This window comes from Methylobacterium aquaticum, from assembly GCF_016804325.1.
Classification (GTDB): domain Bacteria; phylum Pseudomonadota; class Alphaproteobacteria; order Rhizobiales; family Beijerinckiaceae; genus Methylobacterium; species Methylobacterium aquaticum_C.
Genome location: NZ_CP043627.1, coordinates 732,541 through 746,643, shown reverse-complemented (window position 1 = coordinate 746,643; position 14,103 = coordinate 732,541). Strand labels below are relative to the sequence as shown.

Here is a 14,103-nt window from a genome sequence, read left to right as displayed (position 1 = left end):
CCGCGCCGTCAAAAGCATCGTCGTGCTTTTTTGCTGCCCGCGCGGAAAACCCGTTCTCCGAAACGGGCCGCCCGCGCGGACGATCTTCCGAATCCCCGTTCAGGCCTTCGGCCGCTCGCGGTTGCCGTATTGCGCCAGTTCCAGCCGGGCGATCGAGCGGTTGTGGACCTCGTCGGGCCCGTCGGCGAGGCGCAGCGTGCGGATGCGCGCGTAAGCATAGGCGAGGCCGGCATCGCTGCTGACGCCGGCGCCGCCATGGGCCTGGATCGCGTCGTCGATGATCTTCAGCGCCATGCGCGGGGCGGCGACCTTGATCATCGCGATCTCGAGCTTGGCGCCCTTGTTGCCGACCTTGTCCATCATGTCCGCCGCCTTGAGGCAGAGGAGGCGGGTCATCTCGATGTCGGTGCGGGCCTCGCCGATGCGCTGCTCCCAGACCGAGTGGTCGGCGATGCGCTTGCCGAAGGCGACCCGGCCGAGCAGGCGCTTGGCCATCTTCTCCAGCGCCTCCTCCGCGACCCCGATGGTGCGCATGCAGTGGTGGATCCGCCCCGGCCCGAGGCGGCCTTGCGCGATCTCGAAGCCGCGGCCCTCGCCGAGCAGCAGATTCTCGGCCGGCACCCGGACGTCATGCAGGATCACCTCGGCATGGCCGTGCGGCGCGTCGTCGTAGCCGAAGACCGGCAGCATCCGCACCACCTCGATCCCGGGGGCGTCGAGGGGCACCAGGATCTGCGATTGCTGCTGGTGCAGGGGGGCGCTGGTGTCGGTCTTGCCCATCACGATGGCGACGGCGCAGCGCGGATCGCCGACCCCCGAGGACCACCACTTGCGGCCGCTGATGACGTAATGGTCGCCGTCGCGGCGGATGCGGGTCTCGATGTTGGTGGCATCCGAGGAGGCCACGTCCGGCTCGGTCATCAGGAAGGCCGAGCGGATCTCGCCGGCCATGAGCGGCGTGAGCCAGCGCTCCTTCTGGGCCTGGGTGCCGTAGCGGTGCAGCACCTCCATGTTGCCGGTATCGGGCGCCGAGCAGTTGAACACCTCGGAGGCCCACTGGATCCGGCCCATCTCCTCGGCGCACAGCGCATAGTCGAGGTTGGTGAGCCCGGCGCCGCGGAACGCGCCGTCGTCATGCTGGGGCGACGGGGGCAGGAAGAGGTTCCACAGCCCGGCCTCGCGGGCCTTGGGCTTCAGCCGCTCGATCACCGGCACCGGCTGCCAGCGATCGGCACCGAAGGCCTCCATCTCGGCCTTGTAGGTCGGGACCATGGGGCGGACATGCTCGTCCATGAAGGCCCGGACCCGGTCGCGCCAGTGGCGCTGGCGCTCGGAGAGGGTGAAGTCCATGCGCGAATCCTCCCGTCGCCGGGGTCTCTCGCGCCCCGGCCTGATCGGAAGGGAGCCTAGCGCCAACCGCGCTCGAGCAAAACCGCCTTTTCGAAAGGGGTGGGGGTGATGGGCCGCAGCGGCGCCGTACCGGGTTTTCGAAGGCCTCAGCCGCGATACACCCGCTCATACCTGCGCCCGAGCCCGGTCAGGATCTCGTAGCCGATCGTGCCGGCATTGCGCCCGACCGTGTCGAGGTCGAGGCCATCGCCGATGAGCGTCGCGGGCGCGCCGCGGACCAGGGCTTCCGGCGGCGCCTCGGTCACGTCGAGGATGATGAGGTCCATCGAGACGTTGCCGACGAAGGGGCAGCGCACGCCGCCGACCACGGCCTCGCCGCGGCCGGTCGAGGCGCGGGGAAAGCCGTCGGCATAGCCCAGCGACAGGGTCGCGAGCCGGCGCGGTCCCGAGGCGGTCCAGCGGGCGTTGTAGCCGGCGGTCTCGCCGGCATCGACCGCGCGGACCTGGAGGATGCCGGCCTCGAGCCGCACCACCGGGCGCATCGGGTTGTCGCGCCCGGGTCGCGGGTTGCCGCCGTAGAGGGCATAGCCCGGCCGCGCCAGGTCGGCCCGGCAGGAGGGCAGGAAGTCGCCGGAGGAGTTGGCGAGCGACGCCCGGATCCCCGGATAGGCTTCGCGCACCCGCGCGAATTCGGCGGCCTGATGGTCGGTGAGCAGATCGTGCTCGACCTCGGCGCTGACGAGGTGGCTCATCAGGAGGTCGATCCCGGCCTCAGCCACGACCGGATCGCCGGCGAGCGCCAGCCCCTCCGGCACCGACAGGCCGAGGCGGTTCATGCCGGTATCGACGTGGAGCGCCGCCGGCCGGGTCACGCCCTCCCGGCGGTTCGCCGCCGCCCACTCGGCGACCTCCTCGCGCGAGCCGAGTACCGGGCGCAAGCCGGCCTCGCGGTAGGCCGGCGCGTTGCCCGGCGGAAAGCCGTTCAGCACGTAGATCGCCGCCTCCGGCACCGCCGCGCGGGCGATCAGCGCTTCCGACAGGTGGGCGACGAAGAAGGTGCGGCAGCCTTCCGCCCACAGGGCGGGGGCGGCCCGGGCGATCCCGCAGCCATAGGCATCGGCCTTGATGACCGCGGCGGTCTCGGGGCATCGAGCCTCTTGGGCGAGGCGCCGCCAGTTCGCCCGCAGGGCCGACAGGTCGATGGTGAGGCGGCCGCCATGGCCGATGGGGCACGAATCGCTCATGCGCCCGGTCTACCCCCCGGAAGGGGGAAGAGCCAAGGGGCGGGAGAGGGGCCGAGTGACCAAAAGTCAGGCTGCTGATCGTCTCAGCGCTCCGCTCGATCACTCACCGTGTCATCCCGGGGCCGCGCAGCCGAGCCCCAGGATGACACCGAGGGTGTGGGTTCCCTCGCGCGAATCGCGCAGGCGTCAGTGGTTGTCGGGCAGCCGGTCGCCCTGGGCCAGGTTCGAGAACCGGGTGATCTCGGCGTCGAACTGGAGCTCGACCGTGCCGGTCGGGCCGTGGCGCTGCTTGCCGAGGATCACCTCGGCCTTGCCGTAGACGCGGTTCATCTCGGCTTCCCAGGTGAAGAACTCTTCCGTGCCCTCGCGCGGCTTCTTGTTCTTGACGTAGTATTCCTCGCGGAACACGAACATCACCACGTCGGCATCCTGCTCGATCGAGCCCGATTCGCGCAGGTCCGAGAGCTGCGGCCGCTTGTCGTCGCGGGCCTCGACCTGGCGCGAGAGCTGCGACAGGGCGACGATCGGCACCGCCAGCTCCTTGGCGAGCGCCTTCATGCCGGTGGTGATCTCGGTCATCTCCTGCACCCGGTTCTCGCCCTTCTTGGACGAGCCGGACAGGAGCTGGAGGTAGTCGACGACGAGGAGGTCGAGGCCGCGCTGGCGCTTGAGCCGGCGGGCCCGGGCGGCGAGCTGGGCGATCGAGATGCCGCCGGTCTGGTCGATGTAAAACGGGATCGTCTGCATGTCCCGGGCGGCGTCGGTGATCTTGTAGAATTCCTCCGGCCGGATGTCGCCGCGGCGGATCTTGTAGGAGGCGACGCCGGATTGCTCGGCGATGATGCGGGTGGCGAGCTGCTCGGCCGACATTTCGAGGGAGAAGAAGCCGACGATGCCGCCGTTCTTGGTCGCGATCGAGCCGTCGGGCTGCTTCTCGCCGACATAGGCCTTGGCAATGTTGAACGCGATGTTGGTGGCGAGCGAGGTCTTGCCCATGCCGGGGCGGCCGGCGAGGATGATCAGGTCCGAGGCCTGCAGGCCGCCCATCTTGGCGTCGAGGTCGGACAGGCCGGTGGCGATGCCCGACAGCCGGCCCTCGCGCTGATAGGCCTTGGCCGCCATGTCCACCGCCGCCGTCAGGGCGTCGGAGAACTTCTGGAAGCCGCCGTCGTACTTGCCGGTCTCGGCGAGTTCGTAGAGCCGGCGCTCGGTCGCCTCGATCTGCTCGCGCGGCGAGGTCTCGACCGGGGCCTCGTAGGCGCCGTTGACCAGGTCCTCGCCGATGGTGATCAGGCGCCGGCGCAGCGCCAGGTCGTAGATCGTGCGGCCGTAATGCTCGGAGTTGATGACCGTCGTCGCCTCGGCGGCGAGCCGGGCGAGGTACTGGCCGACCGTGAGGCCGCCGAGATCGGCGTCGCCCAGATAGGTCTTCAGCGTGATCGGGCTGGCGAGCTTGCCGGCCTTGATCAGCGTGATCGACACCTCGTAGATCCGCCGGTGCACCTCCTCCATGAAGTGCTCGGGCAGCAGGAAGTCCGAGACCCGGTAGAACGCGTCGTTGTTCACCAGGATCGCGCCGAGCAGCGCCTGCTCCGCGTCGATGTTGTGCGGCGCGACGCGGTATTCCTGCTGCACGGGTTCGAGATTCGCCGTCAGGGTGCTGGGAATGGCCATCCGGCGGGGCTCCGGCTCATCGAGGGGGCGGCACGGGTCGGGGCGACCGCGTGTCAGAACAAACGCTGCGGCGACCATCGCACCGCCATCGTTGACCAAACCTTGACCGAAGGGTGGCGAACGGTGGTTCGAAACGACAGCGGGGCCCGCGACTCGCGCCGCGGACCCCGCCATGCTGGAACAAAATGGGAACAAGTCAAGCCCGGATCCCGGGCTTGTCCCCGCTGTCCCGGTTCTCCCCACCCGAGGCGGGTAAGAGCCGTGGATCGATCAGCGGTCGAGGCTGGCGTCCGGGCCGGCCTCGGCGAGGGCGGCACCGACCTCGAGGCCGAGATCGTCGAGGTTGAACTCCTCGCGGGTGGTGGTCGACTCGCCGCGGGCCTGGCGCTCGGCCTCCTCGGGGCTGCGGGCGATGTTGACGGTCACGGAGACCTCGACCTCGGGGTGCAGCACGACCGGGACGGTGTGCAGGCCGAGCGTCTTGATCGGCTGCGCGATGTTGAACTGGTCGCGGTTGATGGTGAAGCCCTCCTGGGTCACCACCTCGGCGAGGTCGCGCGGGGAGACCGAGCCGTAGAGCACGCCGGTCTCGCCGGCCTGGCGGATCAGCACGAAGCTCTTGCCGTTCAGGGTCTCGCCGACCTTCTCGGCCTCGGCGCGACGCTCGAGGTTGCGGGCCTCGAGCTGGGCGCGCTGGTCCTCGAAGCGCTTCTTGTTGCCTTCCGTGGCGCGCAGGGCCTTGCCGCGGGCGAGCAGGAAGTTGCGGGCGAAGCCCGCCTTCACCTTCACGGTCTCGCCCATCTGGCCGAGCTTGGCCACGCGCTCGAGCAGGATCACTTCCATGGTCGTCGTCCTTCGTTTGCGAGGCCTCGTCGGCCTCTGGGTGTGATGGCGGAGCGTGCCCGCCGTCGGGGATCCGGGTCGCCGGGGCGGCCCGGGGATTCGGTTGCGTCAGGCCACCGGCGGAGCTTGCGCCGCGCGGCGCCGCCCGGTCAGGGCATCGACGAGGCCGAACAGGGCGAGCGCCGCGAGCGCCAGGCCCTGCGTCAGAAAGACCAGCACGTAGAGGCCGATCAGCATCGGTACGCGGCCGGGCTTGCCCCGGCTGCGGTCGTGCAGCGCGGCGAGGCCCTGGAGGGCGAGCGCCGTCGAGAGGGCGCCGAGCAGCGCGACCCCGAAGGCGCCGGCATAGCCCGGCGCGACCGAGAGCACGGCGCCGACGACCAATCCCCACAGGGCCCGGCGCGGCAGGGCGGTGGCGGGGAGGTCCGGCCAGGGCCGGGCGAGGCGGCCGGAGATCTGCACCACCCGGGCGCCGGCCCAGAGATAGAAGGTGAGCAGCAGGGTGAAGGTGGTCGCCATGATGGCGGGAGCGAGGCCCGCGACCCGCTCGGCGATGCGGGCGAGGTCGTCCTCCTCCAGGCCGGTGCCCCGGGACGGGGCTTCCTGGATCTGGAGCTGGAGCATCGCCCGGGCGAGGCGGCGGACCCGGTCCTGGTAGGCGGCGTGATCGCCCGACGACAGCATCACCACGACGACGAGGGCGACGGCCGCGGTGACGGCGACCCAGGCGAGCAGGCGCCCGGTCGGGTACCATTCCATCTCGCCGGACGTCGTCCCACCGGACGCTTTGGGACGCCCCAACAGCGCGAGGTAGCCGAGCCACCAGGCCGGCAGGGCGGTCGAGACCAGGAAGGCGAGGCCGCGCAAGGGGGAGGCGACGAGGGCAAGGGCGAGCGTGCCGGAGGCGGCGGCCACGAGGCCGGTCCGGTGGCTCCAGCCCATCGCCACGATCAGGATCGGCAGCGGGGCGAGCAGGTAGAGGGCGAGCGCGAGCGGCGTCGCCTGGACGACGACTCCGATCAGGAGCGCCGAGGCGAGGCCGGCGATGACGCCGATGCCGGTGTGACGAAGCATGGAAACCTTATGCCCGCTGTCCCGCCGCCCGGTCCGGGCGCGGTTAGAGGCGGTTCCAGGACCGCCCCAGCGACCCGGCGGCGAGAGGCCGCCGGGTTGTTGATCAGACGTTTAGCGGATCACGTAGGGCAGGAAGCCCAGGAAGCGGGCGCGCTTGATCGCCTGGGCGAGCTCGCGCTGCTTCTTGGCCGACACCGCGGTGATGCGCGAGGGCACGATCTTGCCGCGCTCGGAGACGTAGCGCGAGAGCAGCTTGACGTCCTTGAAGTCGATCTTCGGGGCGTTGGGGCCCGAGAACGGGCAGGTCTTGCGCCGACGGAAGAACGGACGACGGCCACCGCCGCCACCAGCACCGAAAGCCATGGCTTACTGCTCCTCGTTCGTGTTGCGCTCGGGCCGGTCGGCGCGCTCGGCGCGCTCCGGACGGTCGCCGCGCTCGGGGCGGTCACCGCCGCCGAAGCCGCCGCCGAAGCCGTCGTCGTCGCGGCGACGGCCGCGCTCGCGGTCCTTGCGCTCGTCGCGGTCGCGCTTCTGCATCATCGCGGACGGCTCGGACTCGAGCTCCTCGACGCGCACGGTCATGAAGCGCAGCACGTCCTCGGAGATGCGCATCTGGCGCTCCATCTCGGCGAGGGCCGCCGGGGGAGCGTCGATGTTCAGGAGGGTGAAATGCGCCTTGCGGTTCTTCCGGATGCGGTAGGCGAGAGACTTCACGCCCCACATCTCGGTCTTCTCGACCTTGCCGCCGTTCTGCTCGATGACGGACTTGTAGGTCTCGATCATCGTTTCGACCTGCTGCGAGGTCACGTCCTGGCGAGCCAGGAACACATGCTCGTAGAGAGCCATGATGGGCCTTTCTCAGGGAGACTAAGGCCCGCTGCACGACAACGCGGGAAGCGGTTTCGGGCGTCGGGCCGGTTCGTCCTCGCGTCGCACGGCGCCAAGCCCTTCGAGCCTGCAAAGGCCCGAGCGGTTGTTCGAAGGCGGAGACACGGGACGACGGGGCGAACCCCTATGCCGAGCCATGACAGCCCGACACCGTCCGTTCAGCCCCCGGCCGGAGCGAACGCGAGGCGCGGCCTATAGCAGGTTTTCACGGGAGGGCAAGAGGCAGGGTGTCCGGACCGTGGCAAGCGGAGCCCCGAACGTGTTCGTTTCCGCCCGGTTCTCAGGCACCGCCCGGCCGGCGTCCCGGGTTGACACGGGCCGGCCCCTCCGCCAAGCCTCCGCGCCGCCCGGTCCCCGATGGGCCGCCCATCTCCGCCAAGGCTCCTCCCAGGCCCCGGCCTCCCCCCGAGCCCCCGCGACGCCGGCCCGACACAGCACAGGTCCCGATGCGCTCCTACCTCGACTTCGAAAAGCCCGTGGCCGAGCTCGAGGCGAAGCTTGAGGAGCTGAAGGCCCTCGGCGACCGCGACGGCGCGGTGGCGATCAGCGAGGACGTGGCGCGGTTGGAGGCCAAGGCCGCGGCGGCGCTCGCCGAGCTCTATGCCGGCCTCACCCCGTGGCAGAAGACGCAGGTGGCCCGCCATCCCCAGCGGCCGCACTTCGTCGATTACTGCGCCGGGCTGATCGAGGAGTTCCAGCCGCTCGCCGGCGACCGCGTCTTCGGCGAGGACGAGGCGGTGGTCGGCGGCTTCGGCCGCTTCCGCGGCCGGCCGGTCTGCGTCATCGGCCAGGAGAAGGGCGCCAACACCGAGGCCCGCATCCGGCACAATTTCGGCATGGCCAAGCCCGAGGGCTACCGCAAGGCGGTGCGCCTGATGGGGCTCGCCGGCCGCTTCGGCCTGCCGGTCCTCACCTTCGTCGACACGGCCGGCGCCTATCCGGGCATCGAGGCGGAGGAGCGCGGGCAGGCCGAGGCCATCGCCCGCTCGACGGAAGCCTGCCTCGGCCTGCCGACCCCGAACGTCACGGTGGTGATCGGCGAGGGCGGCTCGGGCGGCGCCATCGCGCTCGCCACCGCCAACACCGTGCTGATGCTGGAGCATTCGATCTACAGCGTGATCTCGCCGGAGGGCGCCGCCTCGATCCTGTGGCGCGATGCCGGCCGGGCCCAGGACGCCGCCACCGCGATGAAGATCACCGCCCAGGACCTGCTGCGCCTCGGCGTGATCGACGGCATCATCCCCGAGCCCACCGGCGGCGCCCACCGCGACGGCGAGGCCGCCATCCGGGCCGCCGGCGACGCGATCGCGGCTGCCCTGGAGCCGCTCTCGGCCCTCGACGCCGAGACCTTGCGCGACCGCCGGGCGCAGAAGTTCCTGGAGATCGGCCGGAGCCTGTGATGTCAGGATATCTGCGTCTCACTCGACCGATCTGAAGTCCTCCGCGTCATCAACTCAGTTGGCTTCGGTTGCGAGCGCGATTTTTTGCTCCTCGGCGTAGGCATCGCGCAGGCGTGCGTTGGCGATGACGAGGAGGCGTCGCATGATGGCGACGATCGCCACGATGGGCTTTTTGCCCGCTGCGATGAGGCGCTGGTAGGTGTCTTTGAGCACGGGGTTGAAGCGGGTAGCGGTCAGGGCGGGGAGGAACAGAGCCTGCTTGATCTCGGGCCGTCCGCCCTTTGTGCGTCGGTAGCGCTCGGTGGTCCCGCTCTGGTTGGGATGCGGGGCGAGTCCGGCCAGGGACGTCGCCTGGCGCCGGTCGATACGGCCGAGCTCGGGCATCAGGGCGAGCAGGATGATGGCAGAGGTGTCGCCGATGCCCTTGATCGAGGTCAGCGCCTTCTTGGCCCGGCTGAGCGCGGCGGCCTTGCGCAGGGTCTCGGCCATCGCCTCCTCGATCGCCTCGATCTGCTCGGACAGGGCGGTGATGAGGGTTTCCAGATAAGCCTGGACGGGTCCAGATCCCGGCGCGGCCAGACGATTGCGGTTGGCGGTGCGCTGAGCCACGAAGTCGGCGCGGGTGAGCACCAGGCTCTGGAGGTTTTCCTGATCGGGATCAGGGGCTTGCCAGCGGGCCAGGGAGGTGTGGCGCTCCCGGCCGTAAGCCGCCAGGGCCTTGGCGTCGAGGGCGTCGGTCTTGGCGAGGGTGCCGTAGGAGTGGATGAACGCCTTGACCTTGCGGGCGTCGGCGCGGTGGGCGGGGCATCCGACGGCGAGGAGAGCGGCCAGCAGAGCATCCTCGTAGCCGCCGGTGGCTTCGCAGATGACGAGGCAGGTCGCATCGAGGTCCGCTTTGGCGGCGAAGGCGGCGAGGTCCTTGGGCTTGTTGGGGATGGTGTGACGAGCGTTGCCGCGGCTGTCGTGGAGGACGATCTCGGCTTTGCCGACATCGGCTCCGATGAAGCGGGTGGGTGAGGTGGCGGGTTGGGTCATCCGGGTCTATCCTGAGGCCGCTTGGGATTGTCTGCGGGCGTCGAGGAGAGGCCCAGGCAACTCATCAAGCGTGGCGAGGAATGCGGACCGGCGAGCCAGATGACGACGGGCGCGAGCCCCATCCCGGGACGCTCGACCGATCCGCGCCCGGTCCGGATGGCCATCCGGACCGGGCATACCGCCGAGGCGGAACGGGATCACTCTACAACCGAACCAACAGACAATCCCGGGGCCGCGAAAGCGGAGCCCGGGATCCAGACGCTCGGTTTTTGGCGAACGAAGCGGAGCGGTGCCCGCCTTTTCCTGATCCATCCGCGGTTCTGGATCCCGGGCTCCGCTTCGCGGCCCCGGGATGACGCGGAGGGTGGCAGGACCGTCGCGGGACCATGTCCCCAGGGAGCATGGATGCTCCAATCCCCATCTTCCACAGCCCCGCACAACCCACACCGCCCAGACACAACCCGGCCTTGGTTTTGCCGAAGACCGGACGGATGTCTTCGCGGGTGAACCCCGCGATGCCGTGCGCCGCCTTCTTGGCACGCAGGCCGTTGAACGACTCCCCGCAATCTTAACCGTTCTTGCGGTAAGAGCCGGGTAAGTTTAACGAAGCTATGGGGTTGGGGAGACCGGTCCGCGGCGTCAGTGTGCCGGCGGTCCGATGGCGAGAAGGCGGGGTTCCCAATGGTGCGTCTGGCGATGCGTCCGGTGCTGGCGGCGAGCGGGCTCGTCGTCGCCCTGTCCCTCGGGGCGTGCCAGGATGCCGGGTTCTCGGCCGCCGGCTCGGCCCGGGCCCGCGAGCCGATCCCGCAAAAGACCGTCGCCCTGATGGCGACGAAGAACATGTCGCCCCGCGACCCGATCCTGATCCGCGCCTTCAAGAAGGAATCGGAGATGGAGGTCTGGAAGCGCGGCACCGACGGCCAGTACGCGCTGCTCAAGACCTTCCCGATCTGCCGGTGGTCGGGCCAGCTCGGGCCGAAGGTGCGCGAGGGCGACCGGCAGGCGCCGGAGGGGTTCTATCCCATCGCCATGGGTCAGATGAACCCGAACTCGTCCTACTACCTGTCCTTCGATACCGGCTATCCCAACGCCTTCGACCGCGCCAACGGCCGCACCGGCAGCTACCTGATGGTGCACGGCACCTGCTCGTCCGCCGGCTGCTTCGCGATGACCGACGAGGCGATCGCCGAGATCTACGCCATCGCCCGCGAGGCCTTCGCCGGCGGGCAGCGGGCGTTCCAGTTCCAGTCCTATCCGTTCCGGATGACGGCGCAGAACCTCGCCAAGTTCCGCAACGACCCGAATATCGGCTTCTGGCGCAACCTGAAGGAGGGCTCGGACTATTTCGAGACCCTGCACGAGGAGCCGCGGGTCGGCGTCTGCGGCACGCGCTACGTGTTCGGCGGCTCGGACGCGGCGGCGGGCGCCTGCAACCCGAAGGTCGATCCCCTCGTCGTCGCCAAGCGCCAGAAGGACGAGGTCGAGGTGGCCGAGCTCGTCGCCAAGGGCACGGCGGCAACCCGCCTCGTCTACCAGGATGGCGGCCAGCACCCGTTCTTCCGCGAGACCGCGCCGAGCACCCAGCTCTTCGCCGAGCAGGCCCAGCCGCGGCCGAACATGGGCATCGTGAGCCGGCCCGAGGCCCTGGCGGCGGCGCCCGAGGAGATCACGATCGAGCCGAAGGTGAAGCCGGTCCTGCTCGCCAAGATGGACCCGAAGTTCGATCCCAAGCACGAGAAGGGGAAGCACGGGGCGGTGAAGCCGACCGCGCTCGCCTTCGCGGCCCCGGCGACGACCCCGGCCCCGATCCCGACCCGCGAGGCCGCGCAGGCCGCGGCCCCGGCGGCACCGATCACCGTGGCGAGCGCCGACGGCGACCCCGCGGCCTATCGCAAGCTGCTGGGCAACCTGTTCGGCGGCGCTCCGGCGGCGCCCCCGGTCGCCCCTGCCGCCCTGCCGGCGGCTGACACGACCACGCTCGCGGCGATCTCGCCGGCCGCGCCGCTGCCGAAGAAGGTCACCGCCCGGTTCCACCCGGCCGCCCACACGGCGTCCGTGAAGGTCGACGGGCTCAACCCTGCAGCCGCGACGAAGGCCGACGGCAAGCCCGCCGACGCCAAGCATGCGGCCGAGACGAAGCCCGCCGCCAAGCCGGCGGAGAAGGCGCCCGAGGCCGGCAAGCGCACCGAGGCGCCGAACCGCAACCGCGTCGCCGCCTCGCAGCCGGCGAACTGAGGCTGAGGACGCCGCTCGGCGGATCGAGCCCCTGCTGTGTCCCTCGCCTCGAATATGATCTTCGGATGATCCAGGAGGTGAGGGTGAGAAGTGGAACCCCGCCCCTCCGGCCCCCGCAGCAGGTGGGACGGATGTCGCCTCTGCCGAGTGCAAGTACAGGGCACGACACAGCAGGTTGAGCGGTGCGGGAGCGACGACGCCGCGCAGAACCCTCCCCCCTCTGCGGGGGAGGGTGGCCTGCAGAGCAGGCCGGGAGAGGGGAACCACGCTTCCGGAAATGTCGCGCGCTTCATGAAGAGCGCTACCTGGAGCATCGTCGCGCTGCCCCTCTCCCGGCCCCTGCTGACGCAGGGACCACCCTCCCCCGCAGAGGGGGGAGGGTTGGGCGGAAGAGCCTTATGACACAGCGAGTATCAGTAGCGTCAGATTAAGCGTCTCTCATAAAACTCCCGGTCGCCATTATCGGCCGCTGTGGCGGCGTCGGTGCAGCGGGAATTTTGTGAAGTGCTCTAGCCGCGGATCGTTGCCGTGTGCCTTGATTTGTACGAAGCAAGTCCGCGCATCTTCTCACTCATACATCATCATTGTCGCCGAACCGGTAGCCGGCTCGGCGAACGCTGCTCAGCGGAACAGGATCAGCGCCTTCGCCAGCGTGATCCAGACGCCCCACAGGATCGGCAGGCCGACCGCCGCCCAGGCGAGCGCCGCCGCCGGGGTCAGGCCGCCCCGGCCGATCCCGTAGGCACCACCCGCCGGATCGCTCGCAGCCGCCGCGGCGGGCAGGTCGGACGGCGTCATGAACCAGCGCTCGGCGAGCGACCGCACCAGGAGGTTCGCCACGAAGCCGACCGCCAGGAAGCCCGCCAGGATCAGCAGCGTGCGCCCGTAGAGGGCCGCGCCCTGCACCCCGGCATCGACCTGCGCCTGCCGGATCGCCGTCACGACGAGCGGGCCGACCACGCCCGCCGTCGACCAGGCGGTGAGGAGCCGCCCGTGGATCGCGCCGACGAACTGGGTGCCGAACACGTCCGCCAGATAGGCGGGAATCGTCGCGAAGCCGCCGCCATACATCGACAGGATCACGCAGAAGAACAGCACGAACAGCGCCTTCGAGCCGATGCCGGCCGCCCAGGGCGCCGCCGCGTAGAGCACGCAGCCCAGCGCGAAGAAGGTCGCGTAGGTGACTTTGCGGCCGATGCGGTCGGAGAGCGTCGCCCAGAAGAACCGGCCCAGGATGTTGAACAGCGACAACAATCCGACGAAGCCGGCGGCGATCGCGGCGACCTGCGCCCTCTGCCCGGCGTCGAGCTGCCCGAACCCGACCTGGGGCTGGCCGATCAGCGCGCCGCCGAAGATTTCCTGGAGCATCGGCGAGGCCAGCGCCAGGACGCCGATCCCGGCCGAGACGTTCAGGCACAGCATCGCCCAGAGCAGCCAGAACTGGGGCGTCCGGTGCGCGTCGCGCAGGTGGACGTGCCCGCTGGTGATCATCCGGTTGCGGGCGGCGGGCGGGGTCCAGCCGTCGGGGCGCCAGCCGGCCGGGGGCACGCGGTAGCCGAAGGCGCCGCAGAGCATGACGACGAGGTAGCCCGCTCCCATCACGGCGAGCGTCTGCCACACGCCGGCGGAATCCGGGCCCTTGAAGCGGGTGATCAGCAGGTCGGCGAGCGGCGAGCCGATCATCGCGCCGCCGCCGAAGCCCATGATCGCCATGCCGGTCGCCATGCCGCGCCGGTCCGGGAACCACTTCACCAGGGTCGAGACCGGCGAGATGTAGCCGAGACCGAGGCCGATGCCGCCGATCAGCCCCATGCCGAGCCAGATCAGCCAGAGCTGGTGCAGGAAGACGCCGAGCGCCCCGATGAGGAAGCCGCCGCTCCAGCACAGGGCGGCGGCGAGCCCGGCCTTGCGCGGGCCGGCGCGCTCGAGCCAGCCGCCGAACAGGGCCGCCGAGAGGCCCAGCATCACGATGCCGATCGAGAAGGTGAGGACGAGGTCGCTGACGCGCCAGTCGCAGGTCGTGGTGACGAGGGCGGTGGCGAGCCCCATGTCGGGGCAGGCCGCCGGTGCGGGTTGGCCGACGCTGAGCGCCCGCGACAGCGGCAGCCAGAACACCGACAGCCCGTAGGACATCCCGATGCAGAGATGGATGGCGAGCGCCGCCGGGGGCACGAGCCAGCGGTTGAAGCCGGCTTGCGCGACGATGCGCTCGCGGCTCAGGACGCCGGGTGCGGACGCACCGGCGGTTCGATCGATGACGCGCGCGTCCACGTCGCTCCTCCTCACGTCCGGTCCCTCGGCACAGGTCCCTGCCGGCCGGTTCACCGGCCACGTTTAGGCCGGCGATCTCATCCATGGGA

At 70.3% G+C, this 14,103-nt stretch carries 11 protein-coding genes; 2 read left to right on the top strand and 9 right to left on the bottom strand.

The genetic code is table 11. The features are described 5' to 3' along the window. Positions 1-99 precede the first annotated feature (99 nt). The 7 genes from F1D61_RS03295 to rpsF form a co-directional block, all read right to left on the bottom strand. Positions 100-1,350: an acyl-CoA dehydrogenase family protein gene (locus F1D61_RS03295; RefSeq protein ID WP_203156503.1), complete on the bottom strand. Its 1,251-nt coding sequence runs from the start codon at positions 1,348-1,350 to the stop codon at positions 100-102. Between the two features lie 146 nt (positions 1,351-1,496). After that, the gene (alr, locus tag F1D61_RS03290; protein ID WP_203156502.1) at positions 1,497-2,594 is read right to left on the bottom strand and encodes an alanine racemase; all 1,098 of its coding nucleotides are present in this window, start codon (positions 2,592-2,594) and stop codon (positions 1,497-1,499) included. A 186-nt stretch (positions 2,595-2,780) separates the two neighbouring features. Next, on the bottom strand, positions 2,781-4,268 hold the full coding sequence (locus F1D61_RS03285; protein ID WP_203156501.1) for a replicative DNA helicase: 1,488 nt from the start codon (positions 4,266-4,268) through the stop codon (positions 2,781-2,783). A 270-nt stretch (positions 4,269-4,538) separates the two neighbouring features. After that, complete coding sequence (gene rplI, locus F1D61_RS03280; RefSeq protein WP_203156500.1) at positions 4,539-5,111, bottom strand: 50S ribosomal protein L9; 573 nt, start codon at positions 5,109-5,111, stop codon at positions 4,539-4,541. 108 nt (positions 5,112-5,219) lie between these two features. Then, on the bottom strand, positions 5,220-6,185 hold the full coding sequence (locus F1D61_RS03275) for a DUF2232 domain-containing protein (protein WP_203156499.1): 966 nt from the start codon (positions 6,183-6,185) through the stop codon (positions 5,220-5,222). 111 nt (positions 6,186-6,296) lie between these two features. Continuing rightward, the gene (rpsR, locus tag F1D61_RS03270; protein ID WP_203156498.1) at positions 6,297-6,548 is read right to left on the bottom strand and encodes a 30S ribosomal protein S18; all 252 of its coding nucleotides are present in this window, start codon (positions 6,546-6,548) and stop codon (positions 6,297-6,299) included. Between the two features lie 3 nt (positions 6,549-6,551). Then, entirely contained in the window at positions 6,552-7,031 is a 480-nt protein-coding gene (gene rpsF / locus F1D61_RS03265) for a 30S ribosomal protein S6 (protein WP_203156497.1), read from the bottom strand. A 488-nt stretch (positions 7,032-7,519) separates the two neighbouring features. On the opposite strand from rpsF, the gene F1D61_RS03260 reads away from it, so the two are divergent. Further along, on the top strand, positions 7,520-8,473 hold the full coding sequence (locus F1D61_RS03260) for an acetyl-CoA carboxylase carboxyltransferase subunit alpha (RefSeq protein WP_203156496.1): 954 nt from the start codon (positions 7,520-7,522) through the stop codon (positions 8,471-8,473). A gap of 54 nt (positions 8,474-8,527) precedes the next feature. Here the strand turns inward: F1D61_RS03260 and F1D61_RS03255 are convergent, their stop codons facing one another. Continuing rightward, a complete protein-coding gene (locus F1D61_RS03255; RefSeq protein WP_203153548.1) occupies positions 8,528-9,508 on the bottom strand; it encodes an IS110 family transposase in 981 nt (326 codons plus the stop codon). A gap of 690 nt (positions 9,509-10,198) precedes the next feature. Here F1D61_RS03255 and F1D61_RS03250 point away from each other — a divergent pair. Next, complete coding sequence (locus tag F1D61_RS03250; RefSeq protein ID WP_203158902.1) at positions 10,199-11,743, top strand: L,D-transpeptidase family protein; 1,545 nt, start codon at positions 10,199-10,201, stop codon at positions 11,741-11,743. A gap of 621 nt (positions 11,744-12,364) precedes the next feature. Here F1D61_RS03250 and F1D61_RS03245 read toward each other — a convergent pair. Next, complete coding sequence (locus F1D61_RS03245) at positions 12,365-14,014, bottom strand: OFA family MFS transporter (RefSeq protein ID WP_246775685.1); 1,650 nt, start codon at positions 14,012-14,014, stop codon at positions 12,365-12,367. Positions 14,015-14,103: the final 89 nt, after the last annotated feature.

Bases quoted from the DNA above. Each gene is read 5' to 3' on its own strand.
- F1D61_RS03295 (WP_203156503.1), bottom strand. From the start codon at position 1,350: ATGGACTTCACCCTCTCCGAGCGCCAGCGCCACTGGCGCGACCGGGTC.
- alr (WP_203156502.1), bottom strand. From the start codon at position 2,594: ATGAGCGATTCGTGCCCCATCGGCCATGGCGGCCGCCTCACCATCGAC.
- F1D61_RS03285 (WP_203156501.1), bottom strand. From the start codon at position 4,268: ATGGCCATTCCCAGCACCCTGACGGCGAATCTCGAACCCGTGCAGCAG.
- rplI (WP_203156500.1), bottom strand. From the start codon at position 5,111: ATGGAAGTGATCCTGCTCGAGCGCGTGGCCAAGCTCGGCCAGATGGGC.
- F1D61_RS03275 (WP_203156499.1), bottom strand. From the start codon at position 6,185: ATGCTTCGTCACACCGGCATCGGCGTCATCGCCGGCCTCGCCTCGGCG.
- rpsR (WP_203156498.1), bottom strand. From the start codon at position 6,548: ATGGCTTTCGGTGCTGGTGGCGGCGGTGGCCGTCGTCCGTTCTTCCGT.
- rpsF (WP_203156497.1), bottom strand. From the start codon at position 7,031: ATGGCTCTCTACGAGCATGTGTTCCTGGCTCGCCAGGACGTGACCTCG.
- F1D61_RS03260 (WP_203156496.1), top strand. From the start codon at position 7,520: ATGCGCTCCTACCTCGACTTCGAAAAGCCCGTGGCCGAGCTCGAGGCG.
- F1D61_RS03255 (WP_203153548.1), bottom strand. From the start codon at position 9,508: ATGACCCAACCCGCCACCTCACCCACCCGCTTCATCGGAGCCGATGTC.